General features: G+C 40.6%; 17 protein-coding genes and 1 pseudogene. 4 read left to right on the top strand and 14 right to left on the bottom strand.

The features are described from left to right. The first annotated feature begins 11 nt into the window (after positions 1 to 11). Complete coding sequence (locus tag AXF18_RS06355; RefSeq protein WP_000443577.1) at positions 12 to 242, top strand: DUF1797 family protein; 231 nt, start codon at positions 12 to 14, stop codon at positions 240 to 242. 237 nt (positions 243 to 479) lie between these two features. After that, positions 480 to 2738, top strand: a complete 2259-nt coding sequence (locus tag AXF18_RS06350) for an ATP-dependent Clp protease ATP-binding subunit (RefSeq protein WP_065371691.1) — start codon at positions 480 to 482, stop codon at positions 2736 to 2738. A gap of 43 nt (positions 2739 to 2781) precedes the next feature. Here the strand turns inward: AXF18_RS06350 and AXF18_RS06345 are convergent, their stop codons facing one another. Both AXF18_RS06345 and AXF18_RS06340 read right to left on the bottom strand, forming a co-directional pair. Next, positions 2782 to 3396, bottom strand: coding sequence for a GyrI-like domain-containing protein (locus AXF18_RS06345; protein WP_065371690.1), 615 nt, complete (start codon positions 3394 to 3396; stop codon positions 2782 to 2784). 54 nt (positions 3397 to 3450) lie between these two features. Next, a complete protein-coding gene (locus AXF18_RS06340) occupies positions 3451 to 4353 on the bottom strand; it encodes a YafY family protein (protein ID WP_065371689.1) in 903 nt (300 codons plus the stop codon). Between the two features lie 176 nt (positions 4354 to 4529). On the opposite strand from AXF18_RS06340, the gene AXF18_RS06335 reads away from it, so the two are divergent. Further along, positions 4530 to 4982, top strand: a complete 453-nt coding sequence (locus tag AXF18_RS06335; RefSeq protein WP_065371688.1) for an NUDIX hydrolase — start codon at positions 4530 to 4532, stop codon at positions 4980 to 4982. Between the two features lie 58 nt (positions 4983 to 5040). Continuing rightward, complete coding sequence (locus AXF18_RS06330) at positions 5041 to 5340, top strand: DUF1827 family protein (protein ID WP_000767202.1); 300 nt, start codon at positions 5041 to 5043, stop codon at positions 5338 to 5340. Positions 5341 to 5410: 70 nt separating this feature from the next. On the opposite strand, the gene metK is transcribed toward AXF18_RS06330, so the two are convergent. The 12 genes and pseudogenes from metK to AXF18_RS06270 all read right to left on the bottom strand — a co-directional run bounded on the left by metK (position 5411) and on the right by AXF18_RS06270 (position 19760). Then, positions 5411 to 6601 (bottom strand): methionine adenosyltransferase, encoded by a 1191-nt coding sequence (gene metK / locus AXF18_RS06325; RefSeq protein ID WP_000003916.1) that lies wholly within the window; start codon positions 6599 to 6601, stop codon positions 5411 to 5413. 447 nt (positions 6602 to 7048) lie between these two features. After that, a pseudogene (locus AXF18_RS06320) lies at positions 7049 to 8435 on the bottom strand (VWA domain-containing protein). 241 nt (positions 8436 to 8676) lie between these two features. Further along, positions 8677 to 10020, bottom strand: coding sequence for a DEAD/DEAH box helicase (locus tag AXF18_RS06315; RefSeq protein ID WP_008284610.1), 1344 nt, complete (start codon positions 10018 to 10020; stop codon positions 8677 to 8679). Between the two features lie 131 nt (positions 10021 to 10151). After that, positions 10152 to 10967 carry an endonuclease/exonuclease/phosphatase family protein gene (locus AXF18_RS06310; RefSeq protein WP_065371687.1) on the bottom strand — a complete coding sequence of 272 codons (816 nt, stop codon included), beginning with the start codon at positions 10965 to 10967 and terminating at the stop codon, positions 10152 to 10154. A 51-nt stretch (positions 10968 to 11018) separates the two neighbouring features. Continuing rightward, positions 11019 to 13205 (bottom strand): PTS transporter subunit IIBC, encoded by a 2187-nt coding sequence (locus tag AXF18_RS06305; protein ID WP_083307377.1) that lies wholly within the window; start codon positions 13203 to 13205, stop codon positions 11019 to 11021. A 218-nt stretch (positions 13206 to 13423) separates the two neighbouring features. Continuing rightward, complete coding sequence (gene ftsX, locus AXF18_RS06300) at positions 13424 to 14350, bottom strand: permease-like cell division protein FtsX (RefSeq protein ID WP_000625556.1); 927 nt, start codon at positions 14348 to 14350, stop codon at positions 13424 to 13426. Continuing rightward, positions 14343 to 15035, bottom strand: coding sequence for a cell division ATP-binding protein FtsE (gene ftsE / locus AXF18_RS06295; protein WP_000022275.1), 693 nt, complete (start codon positions 15033 to 15035; stop codon positions 14343 to 14345). The genes ftsX and ftsE overlap by 8 nt, the downstream gene beginning before the upstream one ends. A 17-nt stretch (positions 15036 to 15052) precedes the next feature. Further along, positions 15053 to 16148, bottom strand: a protein-coding gene (gene prfB, locus AXF18_RS06290; protein ID WP_096753628.1) for a peptide chain release factor 2 whose coding sequence is annotated in 2 segments (ribosomal slippage) — positions 15053 to 16075 and positions 16077 to 16148 — 1095 coding nt in all. Because the reading frame shifts where the segments join, the coding sequence is not laid out codon by codon here. Between the two features lie 110 nt (positions 16149 to 16258). After that, on the bottom strand, positions 16259 to 16915 hold the full coding sequence (locus tag AXF18_RS06285; protein WP_000268643.1) for a CBS domain-containing protein: 657 nt from the start codon (positions 16913 to 16915) through the stop codon (positions 16259 to 16261). A 414-nt stretch (positions 16916 to 17329) separates the two neighbouring features. Next, positions 17330 to 18040, bottom strand: coding sequence for an ABC transporter ATP-binding protein (locus AXF18_RS06280; RefSeq protein ID WP_000062204.1), 711 nt, complete (start codon positions 18038 to 18040; stop codon positions 17330 to 17332). Further along, the gene (locus tag AXF18_RS06275; RefSeq protein WP_001186014.1) at positions 18040 to 18804 is read right to left on the bottom strand and encodes an ABC transporter ATP-binding protein; all 765 of its coding nucleotides are present in this window, start codon (positions 18802 to 18804) and stop codon (positions 18040 to 18042) included. The genes AXF18_RS06280 and AXF18_RS06275 overlap by 1 nt, the downstream gene beginning before the upstream one ends. Further along, positions 18804 to 19760 carry a branched-chain amino acid ABC transporter permease gene (locus AXF18_RS06270; RefSeq protein ID WP_000856263.1) on the bottom strand — a complete coding sequence of 319 codons (957 nt, stop codon included), beginning with the start codon at positions 19758 to 19760 and terminating at the stop codon, positions 18804 to 18806. Before AXF18_RS06270 ends, AXF18_RS06275 begins: the two co-directional genes overlap by 1 nt. Position 19761 lies beyond the last annotated feature (1 nt).

The following is a 19761-nucleotide window of genomic DNA, read 5'->3' as shown; positions in this document are numbered from 1 at the left end:
GGAGAATCAAAATGGAATCACATTTGGTTAGAATCATTAACCGCCTAGAAGCAATGACAAAAGATGGTGGAAATCTAAAACGTAATTTTGAACGTGAAGGTGTTGTTGTCGCAGAAGTTGCATACAGCCATGACGAAGAAAACGGATCACTCTTCACCCTTCGCGATGTAGAAGCTCGTGAAACTTATACATTTGATAGCATTGATTTGATTGCAATGGAGATCTACGAACTCCTTTACTAATATAAAAACAACGGGCAGTAGGGCCCGATAAATGAGAATCCTTTTTGTCACCACAAATGGGATTTTTTCTTACCTTCAATGTCGCTGGATTCTTCATAAATCCCTCTTTTAAAAACGACCACTTCCCAATCTTTTTACTTGCTTTACACCTTAATCATGCTATAATGAGAGTATAAAACTTTGACTATTCTTGACCTTTTTCTTAGACCAAGAATAAGAATGAAATGAGGTAGATCTATGCTCTGTCAAAACTGTAAAATTAACGACTCAACAATTCATCTGTATACCAATATCAATGGACAGCAAAAGCAAATTGATCTCTGTCAAAATTGCTATAAAATTATCAAAACAGATCCAAATAATACCCTCTTTAAAGGAATGACTGACTTAAATAATCATGACTTTGATCCTTTCGGCGACTTTTTCAATGATTTGAATAATTTCAAACCTTCTTCTAATAACGTCCCTCCAACTCAATCAGGTGGGGGATATGGAGGAAACGGTGGTTATGGGCCTCAAAACCGCGGTCCACTTCAAACACCTCCTAGCCAAGAAAGAGGACTCCTAGAGGAATATGGTATCAATATTACTGAGATTGCTCGGCGGGGAGATATTGACCCTGTTATCGGTCGAGATGAAGAGATTATCCGCGTTATCGAAATCCTCAACCGTCGAACCAAGAACAACCCTGTCCTTATCGGAGAACCAGGTGTCGGTAAAACAGCCGTTGTTGAAGGTCTAGCTCAGAAGATTGTTGATGGTGATGTTCCCCATAAACTCCAAGGCAAGCAGGTCATCCGTCTGGATGTGGTCAGTCTAGTCCAAGGAACAGGGATTCGAGGCCAATTTGAAGAACGTATGCAAAAGCTCATGGAAGAAATTCGCAAACGCGAGGACATCATCCTCTTTATCGACGAAATCCATGAAATTGTTGGTGCAGGATCTGCTGGCGATGGCAATATGGATGCAGGAAATATCCTCAAACCAGCCCTTGCCCGTGGTGAATTACAAATGGTCGGTGCCACTACTCTCAATGAATACCGTATCATTGAAAAAGATGCTGCCCTAGAGCGCCGTATGCAACCTGTCAAGGTAGATGAACCAACTGTCGAAGAAACCATTACCATCCTTAAAGGGGTTCAAAAGAAATACGAAGACTACCATCACGTCAAGTACACAGACGCTGCTATCGAAGCTGCTGCAAATCTTTCCAATCGCTATATCCAAGACCGCTTCTTGCCAGACAAGGCTATTGACCTGTTAGATGAAGCTGGTTCTAAGATGAATCTGACGCTGAACTTTGTTGATCCTAAAGTGATTGATCAGCGTTTAATTGAAGCTGAGAATCTCAAGGCTCAAGCTACTCGAGAGGAAGACTTTGAAAAGGCTGCCTATTTCCGCGATCAGATTGCCAAGTACAAGGAAATGCAGAAGAACAAGGTGACCGATCAGGATACTCCAATCATCAGCGAGAAAACAATCGAACATATCATTGAGCAGAAAACCAATATCCCTGTTGGAGAACTCAAAGAAAAAGAACAGTCTCAGCTTATCCATCTAGCAGACGACCTCAAAGCTCATGTCATTGGTCAAGATGAAGCTGTCGATAAGATTGCTAAGGCCATCCGTCGTAATCGTGTTGGACTTGGAACTCCTAACCGCCCAATCGGAAGCTTCCTCTTTGTCGGACCAACTGGTGTCGGTAAGACAGAACTTTCCAAACAACTAGCCATTGAGCTCTTTGGTTCTGCTGACAGCATGATTCGCTTTGATATGAGTGAATACATGGAAAAACACAGTGTGGCTAAATTGGTCGGAGCCCCTCCAGGCTATGTAGGCTATGACGAAGCTGGTCAACTGACTGAAAAAGTTCGTCGCAATCCTTACTCTCTCATCCTTCTCGATGAAGTTGAAAAAGCCCACCCAGATGTGATGCACATGTTCCTTCAAGTATTGGACGATGGTCGTTTGACTGATGGGCAAGGACGAACAGTTAGCTTTAAAGATGCTATCATTATCATGACTTCAAATGCGGGTACCGGTAAGGCCGAAGCCAGCGTTGGTTTTGGAGCTGCTCGTGAAGGTCGAACCAACTCTGTCCTCGGTGAACTCGGTAACTTCTTTAGCCCAGAGTTTATGAACCGTTTTGACGGCATCATCGAATTTAAACCTCTCAGCAAGGACAACCTTCTCCAAATCGTCGAACTCATGCTAGCGGATGTCAACAAACGCCTCTCTAGCAACAATATCCACCTCGATGTGACAGACAAGGTCAAGGAAAAGTTGGTTGACTTAGGTTATGATCCAAAAATGGGGGCACGCCCACTCCGCCGTACTATTCAAGACCATATCGAGGATGCCATCACTGACTTCTACCTTGAAAACCCAAGTGAAAAAGACCTCAAGGCAGTTATGACAAGCAATGGCAATATTCAAATCAAATCTGCCAAAAAAACTGAGAAAACAGAAGAGATTGCTTCTGAAATAGAAGAATAAATCTCATAAAAAGAACAGGAAACAAGATTTCCTGTTCTTTTTTTTAATTCTCTTCTTGAACTTGATAGCGAAGAATTGTTTTTAATTTGCTTGGCTCCGTTCGATGAAGGTTATTGAGATAAATTTCTCGGTGGACTTCCGAAGTTCTTTTGAGTTTATGAAGTTGACAAAAATGCTCCATCTCTGCAAAAGTCTCATTTTCAGTATCAAAAGGTCCTACATGAAGCATAGCAAGGATTTGGCCTTCTTCTATCATTTCAAAACGAATAGCCTCATAGAGAGGATTTGGCTTCTTGATTTTGACCTCGTTCAGAGCTACCTCAAATAGTTCTCGCGTAATAAAATCGGGTTGCCCAATCATAATGCTATAAGAAAGCTCACTTTTTACCAGTTCTCCCTCCTTCTCCTTTTTCCATACACCTTCTAAAGGAAAGACTGTAAAATCCGTGTAAACCTCATCCAGAGGAGCTTTTTTATACTTCATCTTTATCGCATAGGCTAAGGCATATAAGGCCCCTACGCGTTCTGAAAAATCTTCTTGATTTGGATCACCTTTACCATCAATCACGATATAGGATTGACCTGGCACCTGCAAGATGCTGGGCCTAGCTTTCACTTGATAAAGATTTTTTGCTTCTTTTCTCCATTCGTATTTCATTTGGTTCTTCTCCTTTCTATCTCTAGTATAGCACCAAAACCCTGACATCTTTTGTCAAGGTTTGTAAAGTTTTTGGATTTTTTCTAATATAGAAAGCAATTCCTTCTTCAGATGATTGGGGGCGAGTATTTCCACCCCATCTAGATAAGACAGGAGGTAAGTATACAGACTTTCATGCTCTGGTAGGACTGTCTTGACATAATAACACCCATCTTTCCCCAAGCTAATCTCATCTTCTGAAAAATCTTCATAAACCCGGAAAGCAAGCTTGGGACTAAACTTCAAGGAAACTTTGATTTGATGTGCCACTTGATCTGAACCATCAACCCAATCCTCCACATTTTTCTGCTTCACAGTTTCAGTTGTTAGGTGATAGTTCCTAATTCTAGACAATTTGAAAAAACGCCACTCTTCCTTCAAACAACAGTAGGCATGAAGGTACCAATCTCTCTTTTTAAATACGAGTCTAAAGGGTTCGACTGTACGAATCGTTTTCTGACCACACCCACCTAGATAAGTAATCACCAGTTGCCTTTTCTCTAGAATAGCATGTTTGATGTTATCAAATAATTCTTTTTGACCTTCTCGCTTTCTCCAGTCAGTCATGTCTACTTCTATCCAAGGGCTGGGAGAAACTTGAAAAATAGATTCCAACTTTTCAAGTAACATATCTTGCCTGTCATCGGTCAGGGCTTGAATCCCTTGCAAAGCTGACAGAAGTTCTAATTTTTCATCCTCCGATACGAGAGTACGATCCAGAACAAAGTTCTTCATTAAAAAGATTCCGCCCGTCTTCCCAGGTATCGAATAAAGGGGAATCCCTGCCATACTCAACCGCTCAATATCACGATAAATCGTTCGTACAGATACTTCAAATAATCGGGCTAATTCAGGAGCTGTTGCACTGCCTTTTTCTAAAAGTAGATATAGGATACGAAATAGTCTTGATTCTGCCATAAAATCACCTCTCTTTTATTATACCAGTTATAGTACTAGGTCTAGAAAGTTTAACGAGACAAGGATTGACCAAGACAAAGTAGCTTTTTCTGCACCAGTTCGTTGGTTTATTCTTGACAGCTTGCCCCTCGTCCATTATGATAATAATAAAGATACTAGAGAATGAGGAAAATGCAATGGCAAACCCAACTTTTGGTGAAAAAAAAGTGAATGTGACCTACCAGCCCCGCTATGGTGTGTACGCAGTTATTCCGGATGCGGAGAAAAAACAAATTGTCCTAGTTCAAGCTCCCAATGGTGCTTGGTTCTTGCCAGGTGGAGAAATTGAAGCTGGCGAAGATCATCAAGAAGCACTAAAAAGAGAACTGATCGAAGAACTTGGCTTTACAGCTGAAATTGGAACCTATTATGGGCAAGCTGATGAGTATTTCTACTCTCGCCACCGTGATACCTACTACTACAATCCAGCGTATCTCTATGAAGCTATTTCTTTCAAAGAAGCACAAAAACCACTGGAAGATTTTAATCATATTGCTTGGTTCCCTATTGATGAAGCAATTGAAAAACTCAAACGTGGTAGCCATAAATGGGGAATTGAAGCTTGGAAAATCCAGCATGGAATTGGCTAAAATACACGATTTTATTCAAAAAGTGCTATAATAGAGTTAGAAAATCGGAGGAACTGTTATGAAGCTTATCAATACGACAAACTCACACTCGCAACTTGTTAAAAGCCAATTAGAAAGCACAGACGCAACTCTTGTCGAGGTCTATTCTGCTGGAAACACAGATGTAGTTTTCACGCAAGCCCCGCTTCACTATGAAATCCTCATTTCCAACAAACACCGTGCTATTCGTGAAGCTGAAATCGAAACCATTCAAGACTTCTTCTTGAAACGTAAAATCGACAAAGGAAGCATTGATGAAGCCAATATCAAGACGCTTTATTCAGATAAATTGATTGAGATTTCAATCCCTATAAAATAAGAAGACCAGCCAAAAGCTGGTTTTCTTTTGCAAAAAAGATTGGTAGTGCACAGCTACCAATCTTTTAATTCTATTTCACAGCTTCTTTCAAAGCATCTACCTTGTCCAAACGTTCCCATGGAAGGTCAATATCTGTACGTCCCATGTGTCCATAAGCCGCTGTTTGACGGTAAATTGGGCGTTTGAGATCCAGCATTTGAATAATTCCTGCAGGGCGAAGGTCAAAGATTTGACGCGCTGCTTTTTCAAGCTTGCTTTCAGATACTGTTCCTGTACCAAAAGTATCGATACGAACAGAAACAGGTTGCGCCACCCCGATAGCATAGGCCAATTGCACTTCTGCCTTCTTAGCAAGGCCTGCTGCAACGATATTTTTAGCAATATAACGAGCTGCATAAGATGCTGAGCGGTCCACTTTCGTCGCATCCTTACCAGAGAAGGCACCACCACCATGGCGAGAGTAGCCACCATAGGTATCCACGATAATCTTACGACCAGTCAAACCTGAGTCCCCTTGAGGTCCACCGATTACAAAACGACCAGTTGGATTGATGAAGAATTTGGTTTGCTCATCCAAGTAAGAAGCTGGGATCACCTCTTTGATAACCTTGTTAATCACATCATTGTGAATTTGTTCATTGCTAACTTCTGGATCGTGCTGAGTTGAAATAACGACTGTGTCCACACGTACCGGACGGTCATTTTCATCATACTCAACCGTAACTTGTGATTTAGCATCTGGACGGAGATAGCTGATTTCACCAGACTTACGAAGTTCTGCCAAACGACGAACCAACTTATGACTGAGTGAGATTGGCAATGGCATGAGTTCTTCTGTCTCATCCACCGCAAATCCAAACATAAGACCTTGGTCACCAGCACCAATCAAGTCAAGCGGATCTTGATCTGCATTTCCACGGACTTCCAAGGCTTCGTTAACTCCTTGGGCGATATCTGGTGACTGCTCAACAAGCGACGGATGAACTCCCACCGTCTCCGCAGAAAAACCATACTCTGTATTGGTATAACCAATCTCTGCAATGGTATCACGAACCACACGGTTGATATCCACATAAGCATTTGTAGAAATTTCACCAAAAACATGGACCGAACCTGTGTATACAGCTGTCTCGGCAGCAACGTGCGCATCTGGATCCTTTGCTAAAATAGCATCCAAAATCGCATCTGAAATTTGGTCTGCAATCTTATCCGGATGCCCCTCAGATACAGATTCAGACGTGAATAATTTACGTTCTGACATAAAAATGTCCCCCCTTAAAAAATATTGTTATAGAGTTACAAAGTACTGATAGGTATTTCTATAGTCTAAGAGTTACGACGCGAAAGAAATAAAAACGATGTTTTTTTATTTCTGAAGCTAGTAAGGCGCATAGGGTGACCGCGTTATAGCGGCAACCGTAGAAGGACGAGCGACTTTGGAGTCGTCATTCTTTGCGAGTACAAAGTACTGATAGAAATTTCTACCATCTTATCGGGACTATATAACCTTATCATTATACCACTTTTTGCTTTTTTTTGCAGTATTTTCTCGAAATCGAAAAAAGAACCTTACGGCTCTTTTCTCGTCATAAAATTTCGGCTTGTGCTCCATAATACAGAAGGTCATACCTATGCTTATCTGCATACTTCATCTACAAACTACCTATTTTTTATCACAATGTTTTTACAAACAATCTTCCAGTTAGGTTTACTGTTCCTTTGACTTTCTATTGCTTACAGTTAAGCCAAGTCCAGCCATTAGGAGGCCAATTCCCACAATACCATAGTTCGCTGTATCATTACTTCCTGTATCAGGTATCAGGGAGTTTAGCTGCTTCTTGTTTATGAGCTGTAGCTACTGGAAGAGAGGTCGTTTGAATCGGATTCTCTGTCTGAACAACTGGTAGTGTTGTACGACGTTCTAGGTAGAATTGGTAATTATCTTTCGTTACCTTATAATTGTGTCCTTCAGTCACAGTTTCAACAATCAAAGACGCCACATCTTTAGTCAAGGTATCTCCAAATTGCTCACTTAAATCCAAAATTCTATTATCATTAGTAAAACCTTTGTAATATTTTTGGTAAGGACTTGAGGTTGCTACAATTCTCTCAATACCATTTGCAGTTAATGTTGCAATTGTGTCTGCAATCGTTGGAATTGACGGATTCTCCTTAATTGGAAAATCGGATAATAGGACAGCAAACCTTTTATTTTTAGGTGATTTTGACCAATCATATGTCGAAACAATTTGATTGAGTGCAGGTGTCGGCGTTTCTGCTGGATCACCTCCATTAGCAAGTTCAATTGCAGCGAGCGCTTTTTTTAGTTCGTCTGGATTAGATGTGAAATAAGAGTCACCAAACTTAGTTAGAATTGTACCTTCATCAGTTAAATTATACGTGCGGCCATAAAGCTCATCGCTAAATGTAGCTAAACCAAAGCGTGCAGTTACCCCATTATTCGCGAGATTATCGACAAATTTATTGACATTATCTCTTACAGTATCAATATTACTCTTCATTGATAAAGAACGGTCAACAACAAATACGATATCTGCTGATCCTGATTTGGAAATCGTTTTTGTATCTTTTATCATCTCTACGGACGTAGTTTTATCAACACGTTCATATTGAGTATAAGAATTTCCCTCTTCGTCTTTCCCAGTCAAAGTGCTCTCAGTTGTTTCAGTCTTTGGAGCAGGAAGTTCTTCGCTTTTTACAGGTGCCACTTCTGTCTTTGTGACTTCAACAGTTGCACTTTCTTCATGAATCTTTTGATCACCTTCTTGGCGTTCTTTCACGTCAATAGGTGAAACCTTCTTAGAAACATCAACAAGCTCTCCAGGTTTTGCATCTGATTTGTTAACGACTGGTTTCGCCTCATCAGCTTTAATTTCTGCCACAGCAGCTTCGACTGCCGATTTACTTGCTTCAGTTTTCTTTACTGTTTCAGTTGAAGCAGATGCCGGTTTTGTTGTTTCATCTGCAGACACTTGTCCGACCTGAGCAAAAGCAAACAAAATTGCTACAGAAGCCAACCCAACTTTCATTTTACGGAATGAAAAACGTTGTTGTTTCATAAATGATTTATCCATAGAAGTCCCCTTTTCTTTTCACGGATCATATTATATAATCCGATTGTTTTATAATATGATAACACAAAATTGTATAGTTTTCAATTTTTTCCTTACGATTTCAATAAAATATTGGACTAAAAACAAGTTTTAAAGCAATTACTATTTTATTAATCAAATTATTTTGAATATATAATTATTGGCTACTTTGAATAGTTCAGGAAATAAAAACTCAGTAGAATCAGGTAATTCTACTGAGTTTTTAAAATGTTTGGCGTTTGGCTTTTCGCTCTGCACGGCCACGTGCACGATTTTCAGCACGCTTGGTTTTGCGACGTTTTTCATCCACCGCCCATTGAATCTTCTTCTTATAGCCAGGTTTGACTTTTTTCTTTTTCTTTTTAACCAAGCCAATCATTTCAATATCAAGCTTATCCTGCTTCTTTTCACGATTAGCACGACGATCACGGTCATAGGTATCTTGAAACTCTCCGTCTTTGACCATCTTAGGAGTAAACTTGATACCTAATTTTTCCAACTCACGGATATCCGAGTCATCACTAGGCTGGTAAAGGGTAATAGCCGTACCAGGCAGTCCGTTGCGCCCAGTTCGTCCAACACGGTGAACAAAGAAGGACAAGTCTTGCGGAATGGCATCATTGATAACATGACTAACACCTTCAATGTCAATCCCACGCGCTGCCAAGTCTGTTGCAACAATGTACTCAAAATCCAGATTTTTCACCTGATTCATGATCCGTTTGCGTTCACGAGGAGCAATATCTCCATGAATCTTAGCTACCTTCAATCCTTGAGCAGTCAAGTAGGCATGCAATTCATCAGCACGCGTTTTGGTGTTAACAAAAATCATTGCCAAATAAGGCTGCATCAACTGAGTCAGCTGGTAAATTTGAGCATTCTTGTCGCGGCCCTTGGTCGAAATCAACCAATTATCAATGGTATCTGAGATAACTGTCTTAGTCTTGATTTTTTCCATGACAGGATTTGACAAGTATTTTTTCAAGAACGGTTGCAATTTTTGTGGAATCGTTGCTGAAAAGACCATGAATTGCAAGTCTTTTGGAAGGCTCCCTGCAATCTTATCAACGGTTTCCAAGAATCCCATATCCAAGGTCATATCGGCTTCATCAATTACAAAGGTCTTGGCCTTGTGAATAGCCAAATCACCAGATTTGACCAAGTCATAGATACGACCTGGCGTTCCGATAACGATATGTGGTTGGTTGCTGGCAAGTTTTTCAATCTGACGCGCCTTATCCGTACCACCTACATAATTAACCACACGAACTTCGACATCTGAGTGAGCTGCAATCTGACGAGCTGCTTGGTAGATTTGAGTAGCCAACTCACGACTTGGAGCCGTAATCACTGCTTGCACACTATCGCTAGTTTCATCTAATTGCTGGAAAATGGGTAACAAGAAAGTATGAGTCTTTCCTGAACCTGTTTTTGACTCGCCCACCAAGTCACGACCTGCCAAGACAATAGGAATCAACTTTTCCTGAACTTCGGTAGGAGTCGTAAACTTCAACTCCTCCAAGGCTTCTACTATATAATTTTTAAATTGAAATTTCTTAAATGACATACTATCCTCGATTCTATCCTTTCAATTATACCATATTTTGTCCTATTGCAGTAGCCCCATTTGAGTCTCAGTCCTGTAGTAAAGATTCGAATAGATTAAAAGGTTGGAACCTCTGATTCCAACCTCTTTCATTATTTCCAGGTCAATACAGCATTCAAACCATAGTGATCACTGACTTGTGGACTATTTTGACCATCAAAAACTACTTGTAAACTCTCTACTTCCAACTCTTTGGTCGTAAAGACGTAGTCGATTCGTAGTGGCTCGGTATTGCCTTTCCAGCCATCAATTTCTGGTGGAACGGTATAGCTACCACTTCTTTCTTTCGCAACTTCAAACGCGTCTTGTAATCCTAATGGGCTAGCTAAAATCGCTTGATAGCCTTCCTGACCAGCTGGATTATTAAAATCACCCGCTAAAATTAGAGGTTTGTTCAACTCTTTTAGTACAGCCTCAAATCGTGCCCATTCTTCTTGGAAACCTTTATCCCACCAAGAGAGATGAACGCTTGCAAGAGCAAGTTCCTTACCTTCAACCTCTGTCTCAGCCAAGGCAACGCGGCGAGTATGATAGTCTGTTGGATCATCTACATCCGAAACTAAAATTTCTCTGGCTTTAATCGGTGTTTTAGATAAGATAGCTACGCCTTCATGGTAACGGTCATAACCAATATGATTGTAAGCCCAAGTCCAGTAGTAGTTTTTCCCTTTCTCAGCCAATTTTTCAACCAGAAGTCGGACATAGTGGTCCTGATGAATGGGTTCTGCTGATAGTAAAGCTTGATAGTGATTGTTAACCTCTACCTCAGGCGAAGTCATTTCTTGATTGATTTCTTGGAAACAAATCAAATCATAGTCCCTATCAAGAATGTCTTGGAGTAAGATTTGGAATTTTTCCTCTGCTTCCTTCTCCATCCAACTGTGGGTATTGAGTGTTAGAAATTTCATGCTTTTCTCCTAAAACAAGAGGTTGGAAAACAGCTTCCAACCCCAAGTATATTACAATTCTACTTTAGCAACTGCTGTTTTAGCTGCAAGAGAACCTGTTTGTTCTAGTTTAACTGATTTAAGGACATCACCATTTGTGAAGACAACCACTGTTGATGTTTTACGTCCTGCTTCTCGAATAGCATCCAAGTCAGCTGTGACAAGAAGATCACCAGCAACCACTTTTTGTCCTTCAGAGACATGAACAGTAAATGGTTTTCCTTCAAGACTTACTGTATCCAAACCAATATGAACAAGCACTTCAAGACCTGAGTCAGTGACAAGACCAAGAGCGTGTTTTGTTGGGAAGATACTTGATACAGTACCAGTAACTGGAGATACAATGTTGCCATTTGCTGGCTCTACTGCAAATCCATCACCCATCATTTTTTGAGCAAAAACTGGATCTTCCACTTGTTCCAAAGCAACAACTTGACCGTCAGCTACTGAGTAAACTTCTTCAGTTACACCCTTGTAATGTACAGTATTTTGTTGAGTTTCTGTCATTTGACTTGGAAGAGTTTCAGGAATTACTTCCCCTGAGTCAAGGATATCTTGGATATCAGATTTCAATACGTCAGCTTTTGGTCCGTAGATAGCTTGGACACCTTGTCCTTTCATGACAAGACCCATAGCTCCTTCTGCTTTCCATTGTTCCTCAGTACCAACGCGATCTGCGTCTTTAACAGTTACACGAAGACGAGTCATACATGCATCCACATCTACGATATTTGCACGACCACCAAGAAGGTTAATGATGTTTACGGCTTGAGAAGCTGCTGCAACTTTTGGAGTTCCAGGAGTTGCTTCTTCTGATGCTCCTTCAGCTGTTTCGTAGTTTCCGTTACGTCCTGGAGTTGCGTAGTTGAATTTCTTGATCATGAAGTTGGCAATGAAGTACATGATAACCGCAAAGAGAACAGTTACCCAGATAAAGTTAACGATATCCATACCAATACCAGCATTAATTGCCAATGGTGTACGAGTCAAGAATTCAATTGAACCGAATGAGTGGACACGAAGGTGAACAATATCTGCCATAGCAAAGGCAGCACCTTGAACTACTGAATAAACAAGGTAAAGCGGTGTTGCGATGAACATGAACATATACTCAATAGGTTCAGTAACCCCTGTCAAGAATGTTGCAAGGGCTGTCGCAATCATCATACCCTTGTATTGGTGTTTCTTGTCAGCATCAACATTGCGGTAGATAGCAACGATGACACCCATCAAGATACCAAATGAACCGATCATTTGTCCAACTTTGAAACGAGCTGGAGTGACTGTTGTAAGAAGGTGTTGGTATTGGTCAGCATTTGAACCTTTAAGGTTAACAAGGTCAGTTACCCATGCAAGCCAAAGTGGATCTTGACCAAATACTTGTGTTCCTTTTGCTGCACCAGTTAACACTTCGTATGTTCCACCAAGAGCTGTATAGTTCATTGGGATAGTCAACATGTGGTGAAGACCAAATGGCAAGAGCAAACGTTCCAAAGTACCATACAAGAATGGTGCAAGAACTGGAGCAGTTTCTTGTGAGTTGGCAATCCAAATACCAAAGTTGTTAATACCTGTTTGAACTACTGGCCAAAAGGCAGCAAGTAGAATTGCAGCAATAGCTGAACGAAGAATAACGACGAATGGTACGAAACGTTTACCATTGAAGAATGAAAGGGCATCAGGAAGTTTACGGAAGTTGTAGTATTTGTTATAAGCTGTTGCCCCAACAAAACCAGAGATAATCCCTACGAAAACCCCCATGTTAAGCGCTGGTGCCTCAAGAACGCTGATAAAGTAGTCAGCAACCTTGATTGAACCACCAAAGAAGGTAGTAACCATTGCTTCAGGGTTTTTCAACATATCACCTGTAACACCGAAGATAGTACCTGTGATACGGTTAATCAAGATAAAGGCAAGTCCGGCTGCAAATGCACCACCTGCACGTTCTTTTGCCCAGCTTCCCCCAATAGCAAGGGCAAACAAGATATGAAGGTTACCGATAACCCCCCAACCAATTTGCTCAAGTATTCCACCAGTAATCACTAGAGGAGCAAGGTTTGGGTCGATCATCACGATTGATTTACCGATTGAGATCATCAATCCCGCCGCTGGCATAACGGCGATAACCACCATTAAAGCCTTACCGAATTTTTGCCAAAATTCGAAAGACAAGACATTTTTGAATGTAGCTTTCATCATTCAAATCTCCTTTATTTTATTTAGGCAAACGTTTTACGAAAACGTTTGCATTTGGTTATGTATTAATTATACCACTTTTATTTTTTTTGTAAAGGCTTTTATAAAAAAATTGTCTATTTTTTTAATTTTTAGAAAGGAAAAAGAGAAGTTTACGAAAACTTCTCTTTTAAATATGTATTATTTTTCTGATTTGTTCTGCAATTTGCATTTAAATCCAACTAGATCTTCAAGAATCGACGCATTGAAATCCCTGAACCAATTGAACCAATGAAAATTCCGATTATAAATAATAGGACTGTCATCAAAGGGATAAACACATCTGGCGTAATCATTGACAAGTTTTGACCTACCAAGGATTTATTGACCGATTGATAAACCATATTGTAAACAAAGAATACAAGGACTGAAGGAATTGCTGCACCAAGCAAGCCAATAAAAGCACCTTCTAGCAAGAATGGACCACGGATATAGCCATTTTTCGCTCCTACAAGACGCATGATCTGAATCTCACGACTACGTGAAATAATAGTGATACGAATGGTATTGGAAATGAGGAAGACTGCGATAAAAATCAAGAGCCCTGCAATAACCAATCCCCAAACACGGATAAAGGAAGCTAGTTCAAAAAGTCGTTGAGTGTTGGCTCCACCATCTTGAACCTCTGATACTCCCTCAATTTTCTTAGCTTCTTCAGCTACCGTTTTAACATCACTCGGAGAATTTGTATCGACGATATAAGCATCATAGAGAGGGTTTGCATCCCCTTCAAAGACCTTCCAATCGTCACCCATTGTTTCCGTTAGTTTTTCGTACTGTTCTTCTTTACTTGAGAAGGTAACACTCTTAACAGCAGGCATAGCTTTCAAAGCATCATAGACCTTGTGGTAGTCATTATTGGTAACTGTCTGACCTTCTTTTTCAATCGTTTCACTGTTATCAGCTACATCCTTACGAATGTAAACCATGACCCGAACGTTGTTTTCAATATCGGTAGCCAGTTTTGCTGTATTAAAAATTACAGATGCAAACAGGGCAACAAGTGTCAAGGTAATCATAACCGAACTCACTGCTGCTACTGTCATCCAGCCATTTCGTTTTAAACTTTTTAATGATTCAAATAAATGGCGAAAAAATCTACTAATCATCGTATCCATATTCTCCTTTAGCTTCGTCACGAACGACACGGCCATTTTCAATGGCAATGACACGGTGGCGCAAGGTATTTACAATCTGGCTATTGTGGGTTGCCATCAAGACAGTAGTACCTTGGAGATTGATGCGTTCCAACAGATTCATAATTTCCCATGAATTATCTGGGTCCAAGTTTCCTGTTGGCTCATCGGCAATCAATACTTTAGGATTGTTGACAATCGCACGAGCAATCGCAATCCGTTGTTGCTCTCCACCTGAGAGTTCATTAGGGAAAGAGCGAACCTTATGTTTCAAACCAACCAGGTCCAATACTTCCATAACACGTTTTTTGATGTTGCGACGGCTCTCACCGATTACTTCCATTGCATAGGCAATATTCTCATAAACAGTCTTCTTAGGCAAGAGTTTGTAATCCTGAAAGACTACCCCGACACTACGACGTAGCAGTGGGACATCTTTCTTCTTAATTTTAACTAAATTAAAGCCTGCAACTGTTAGGCTTCCTTTTTCGATCTTTACTTCTCGGTATAAAGCTCGAATAAAGGTTGACTTACCTGCCCCAGAAGGTCCTACGATATAGGCAAACTCTCCTGGTTCAATGGTAACAGATACTCCACGCAGGGCAGTCGTTCCATTGTCATACTTTTTGACAACATCTCTCATTTCAATGATTGACATATGAGTTCCTTTCTATCTTAGCTGATTCGCCACTTGAGGTAGGCATCGATAAAACCATCAAGGTCTCCATCCATCACCTTATCTACCTGAGCAACTTCAAAGCTTGTACGGTGATCTTTTACCATAGTATAAGGCGTGAAAACATATGAACGGATTTGGCTTCCCCATGTGATTTCCTTTTTCTCACCTTTAAGGGAATCAACTTCCGCAGCTTTCTTTTCTTGCTCCATTTGATAGAGCTTAGCCTGCAACATCTTCATGGCACGATCTCTATTTCCATACTGGGTACGATCGACCGTTGATTGGACGACAGTTCCCGTAGGAATGTGTGTCAAACGCACACCTGTTGAAACCTTATTGACGTTTTGTCCACCAGCACCACCTGAACGGAAGGTATCCATTTTGATATCATCTTCACGAATCTCCACTTCGATGGTATCATCCAACTCAGGCATAACCTCTACGGATGTAAAGGAAGTATGGCGGCGTTTGGCAGAGTCAAATGGCGAAATACGAACCAAACGGTGAACACCCATTTCTGATTTAAGTAGGCCATAAGCATTGGGTCCTTCAAAAGACAAGGTCACAGACTTGATACCTGCTTCATCACCAGCTTGGTAATCCAAAACTTCTACTTTAAAGCCTTTGGCATTTCCATAACGAGTATACATACGAAGCAACATATCGCCCCAATCCTGTGCCTCAGTACCACCAGATCCTGGATGGATTTCCAAGATTGCATTATTATGGTCATAAGGTTCTGACAAGAGAAGGGTCATCTCGTAGCTGGTCATCATCTTATCCAGTTCTGTCAACTGTTCGACCAGTTCATCATGGACTGACTCGTCTTCTGCTAAAAAGTCCAATAAAATCTCAACTTCATCCTGCAACTCTTCCATTTTACGGAAGGTGTTATAGGTGTTTTTTAATTCATTTAATTCTTGCGACGTTTTTTGGGCCGCGATATTATCGTTCCAAAAATCAGGTTCTGTCATCTTGTTTTCCAAGATGGCAATCTCTTCCTCTAAGCCTTCGAGGTCAAAGAGACCCCCTGAAAGAAGCTAATTTTTCACGATTTGCGTCAATTTTTTGACGAATTTCTGAAATGTCCATAGATACTCCTTTTCATATCGTTTTATTATACCATAATCTCTCATTTCTTTCCATATTTTGCTTTTCACCGCTTTTGACGGCAAAAGAAAAGAGGCTCTAAAGCCTCTGGTTTAAAGGACTTTAGCAGAGGTATGAGTGATCTCCTCCACTTGAATTCCTTCTTTTTCAAACTTGTCCTTTAATGCAGTTAAATCGATTTTTCCATCAATTTGAACTTCGATAACGACCTTGCCATCCTTACGTGGAATGTTAACAGTATGGGAAATATTTAAATCCTCTTCTACAATTAGAGCTACAATTTTTCCCAGCACTCCTACTTCATTTTCTGTAATGAAACGAACGCGAATCCCCTCTTCTCCGTATCCAGCGATTTCCAAGAAAGCCTGAAAAACATCGCGGTCTGTAATGACGCCGTAGACCTGATGATTGTCTACGACTGGTAATATCCCAATTTTATTTTTCAGCATCAGGTAGGTCGCATCTTCTAGACTAGCATAGCCAGAAACCGTCACGACATCTCGAATCATTACATCTTTTACTTTGGTTTTATTCAGAAGATAATTCATCTCATAGATAGAGAGACTGGTTGCTTTAGATGGGCTGGCTTCCGCAATGGTTCCTTCTGTTACCAATCCGACTAATTGATCGTTTTCGATAACAGGTAAACGGTGCAAACCTTGCTCGCGCATCAAATCTGCTGCGTGTGCTACAGTCGTATCTGGACTGATATAAACTACCTTACGGGTCATGAAATCTTTAACTGCCATGAGACTTCTCCTTCTATATTGCTACTTTTATTATACACTTTCTTAGAAAATCTATCAAACGCTTTCATCTCTTTTTCAAGATTTTGAATAATCTGAGTCTTTTACAAAAAAGAGCTCTAATCTAGAGCTCTATATGTGCAAGTTAGCAATCATTATTTATATTTCTTTCAGTTGTTAAGGATACTAGCAACTAGTATTGAAAACCTATTATCATCTCCATCCACAACCTAAACTAGTCTCTCAGACTAGAGGAGAATTGCTTATGCAATCCTTATCCTCCGACTAAAAAGGTCCCCCGGACTAAAGGAGAATTGCTTACGCAATCTCCATCCGCAACCTAAACTAGTCTCCCAGACTAGAGGAGAATTGCTGCACAATTCTTATCCGCCGACCAAAAAGGTCCCCCGGACCTTTTTAGCCACCTAGATATGCTTTTCTGACTTCATCTGATGCTGCGAGTTCTTTTCCTGTTCCTGATAGGACAATCTTTCCTGTTTCAAGTACATAACCACGGTCAGAGATAGCAAGGGCCTTGTTAGCGTTCTGTTCAATTAGGAGAACCGTTGTTCCTTGCTTCTGAATATCTTGAATGATATCAAAAATTTCTTGGATAAAGATCGGGGCAAGTCCCATTGACGGCTCATCCAAGAGAAGGAGCTTAGGTGTAGACATGAGAGCGCGTCCCATAGCCAGCATCTGCTGTTCACCACCTGAAAGAGTTGCCGCATCTTGGTTTTTACGCTCTTCAAGACGTGGGAAGCGTGAGAAAACTTTTTTCAAGTTAGCTTGATTTTCTTCACGATTTTTCTTCAAGAAAGCTCCCATTTCCAAGTTTTCCATAACAGTCAAACCTGGGAAAACATGGCGTCCCTCAGGAACTTGTGAAAGACCACCTGCCACGATTTTTTGCGCAGGCAACTTTTGAATTTCTTTTCCCAAAAACTCAATTTTACCAGCACTTGGACGAACCAAACCTGAAAGGGTACGAAGAATGGTTGTTTTACCAGCACCATTAGCACCAATCAAGGAAACAACTTCACCTTCATTAACCTCGAAACTTACATCACGAACTGCTTGGATCATACCGTAATGCACAGAGAGGTTTTCAACTTTTAACATAGACATTAGGCTTCACCTCCTAGATAAGCTTCGATAACGCGTTTGTTGTTCTTAATCTCATCCGGAGTCCCATGAGCAATCAACCGACCATATTCAAGAACATAGATACGCTCAGTGACTTCCATAACCAAATTCATATCATGTTCGATAAGCATGATGGTAATTTTAAATTCATCTTTGATACGACGGATCAATTCTGTCAATTCAGCTGTTTCTTGTGGATTCATACCAGCTGCAGGTTCATCCAAAAAGAGAATTTTAGGTTCAGTTGCTAGAGCACGAACGATTTCTAATCGACGTTGTTGGCCATAGGCCAGATTCTTAGCAAGAGTATCTGCGTCGCCATCCAAATCAAAAATCTTCAGCAAGTCCAAAGCTTTGCTTTTTAATTCTTCCTCATTCTTATAAAAAGCTGGTAGGCGTAGGAAGCTCGCAAGGACATGTTGTTTATGATGATTACTAAATGCAATCAAAACATTTTCCAAAACTGTCAAGTCCTTGAACAAACGAATATTTTGGAAAGTACGACTGAGACCAAGTGACGCAATCTTATAGGGAGTTTTCCCATTTAGGAGGTGACCATCTAATGTGACAGTACCTTCGCTTGGTTCATAAACACCCGTCAAGAGATTGAAAAGGGTTGTTTTTCCAGCTCCGTTTGGTCCAATCAAACCAACCAATTCTCCCTCGTTCAATTCAAGAGTGACATCTCCAACAGCTGTTAGACCGCCAAAATGTTTGGTTAACTGTTTAACTTCAAGTAATGCCATTAGTTTTGTCCCTCCTTCTTAGATTTTTTAAAGAAACGTGATAGACTCAATTCCCATGTTCCAAGAAGTCCACCTGGTCTGAAAATCATAACCAATACAAGAGCCAAAGCGTAAATGATCATACGTACGCTAGCCACATCTTGAAGGAGCATATTTAAAATTCCCAAAACAATCGCAGAAACAATCGTACCTGTAATAGAACCAAGTCCTCCAAATACAACAATGATCAAAACGTTGATTGAGTTGATGAAAGTATAATCTTTTGGTACAACTGAACCGATAAATCCTGCCTGAAGAGAACCAGCAATACTTGCTGTAATGGCACCAAAGACAAAAGCGATAATCTTGATCTTTGTAGTATTTACCCCAACGGACTCCGCAGCAATCTCATCCTCACGAACAGATAGAGTAGAGCGTCCAATCGGACTACGTAAGAAGTTAAGGGTTGCAATAGTTGTGATAATAACAAAAAGGTAAACCATTTGCCAAGTTGTGAAGTTAGGGATACCCAAGATACCAGCAGCACCGTTGGTCAAACTTCCACCATTAATGATAAAGATACGAATGATTTCTGAAACACCTAGTGTCGCGACGGCCAAATAGTCCCCCTTCAAGCGTAGAGTTGGAATTCCAACGAGCAAAGCGACTGCACCAGAAATCAAAGCGCCCAAGACCATCGCTCCAAAGAAAGCACCATAGGTTGGTGATTTTGAACCAATAATCGCTGCTGCATAAGCCCCAATTGCCATAAAACCTGCATGACCGAGTGAGAATTGGCCTGAAAAACCAACGATTAAGTTCAAACCTACTGCAAGGATGATATTAATCCCAATTTGTTCTAAAATTTGGACATGGAATAGATTGAGAACACCAGCAGAAACCAGTACACTAATCAATCCATAACCCGCTAACAGAAGGAATAACCAGAGAATATTTACTTTAAGATTTGTCTTCATT

Source organism: Streptococcus sp. oral taxon 064 (assembly GCF_001683375.1).
Classification (GTDB): domain Bacteria; phylum Bacillota; class Bacilli; order Lactobacillales; family Streptococcaceae; genus Streptococcus; species Streptococcus oralis_S.
The sequence above is the reverse complement of the archived record's forward strand: the minus strand, read 5'-3'. Positions and strand labels throughout refer to the sequence as shown.

What these genes read in the sequence shown, in the direction of transcription:
- AXF18_RS06355 (WP_000443577.1), top strand. Translation starts at nt 12, where the DNA reads ATGGAATCACATTTGGTTAGAATCATTAACCGCCTAGAAGCAATGACA.
- AXF18_RS06350 (WP_065371691.1), top strand. Translation starts at nt 480, where the DNA reads ATGCTCTGTCAAAACTGTAAAATTAACGACTCAACAATTCATCTGTAT.
- AXF18_RS06345 (WP_065371690.1), bottom strand. Translation starts at nt 3,396, where the DNA reads ATGAAATACGAATGGAGAAAAGAAGCAAAAAATCTTTATCAAGTGAAA.
- AXF18_RS06340 (WP_065371689.1), bottom strand. Translation starts at nt 4,353, where the DNA reads ATGGCAGAATCAAGACTATTTCGTATCCTATATCTACTTTTAGAAAAA.
- AXF18_RS06335 (WP_065371688.1), top strand. Translation starts at nt 4,530, where the DNA reads ATGGCAAACCCAACTTTTGGTGAAAAAAAAGTGAATGTGACCTACCAG.
- AXF18_RS06330 (WP_000767202.1), top strand. Translation starts at nt 5,041, where the DNA reads ATGAAGCTTATCAATACGACAAACTCACACTCGCAACTTGTTAAAAGC.
- metK (WP_000003916.1), bottom strand. Translation starts at nt 6,601, where the DNA reads ATGTCAGAACGTAAATTATTCACGTCTGAATCTGTATCTGAGGGGCAT.
- AXF18_RS06315 (WP_008284610.1), bottom strand. Translation starts at nt 10,020, where the DNA reads ATGTCATTTAAGAAATTTCAATTTAAAAATTATATAGTAGAAGCCTTG.
- AXF18_RS06310 (WP_065371687.1), bottom strand. Translation starts at nt 10,967, where the DNA reads ATGAAATTTCTAACACTCAATACCCACAGTTGGATGGAGAAGGAAGCA.
- AXF18_RS06305 (WP_083307377.1), bottom strand. Translation starts at nt 13,205, where the DNA reads ATGATGAAAGCTACATTCAAAAATGTCTTGTCTTTCGAATTTTGGCAA.
- ftsX (WP_000625556.1), bottom strand. Translation starts at nt 14,350, where the DNA reads ATGATTAGTAGATTTTTTCGCCATTTATTTGAATCATTAAAAAGTTTA.
- ftsE (WP_000022275.1), bottom strand. Translation starts at nt 15,035, where the DNA reads ATGTCAATCATTGAAATGAGAGATGTTGTCAAAAAGTATGACAATGGA.
- AXF18_RS06285 (WP_000268643.1), bottom strand. Translation starts at nt 16,915, where the DNA reads ATGGCAGTTAAAGATTTCATGACCCGTAAGGTAGTTTATATCAGTCCA.
- AXF18_RS06280 (WP_000062204.1), bottom strand. Translation starts at nt 18,040, where the DNA reads ATGTCTATGTTAAAAGTTGAAAACCTCTCTGTGCATTACGGTATGATC.
- AXF18_RS06275 (WP_001186014.1), bottom strand. Translation starts at nt 18,804, where the DNA reads ATGGCATTACTTGAAGTTAAACAGTTAACCAAACATTTTGGCGGTCTA.
- AXF18_RS06270 (WP_000856263.1), bottom strand. Translation starts at nt 19,760, where the DNA reads ATGAAGACAAATCTTAAAGTAAATATTCTCTGGTTATTCCTTCTGTTA.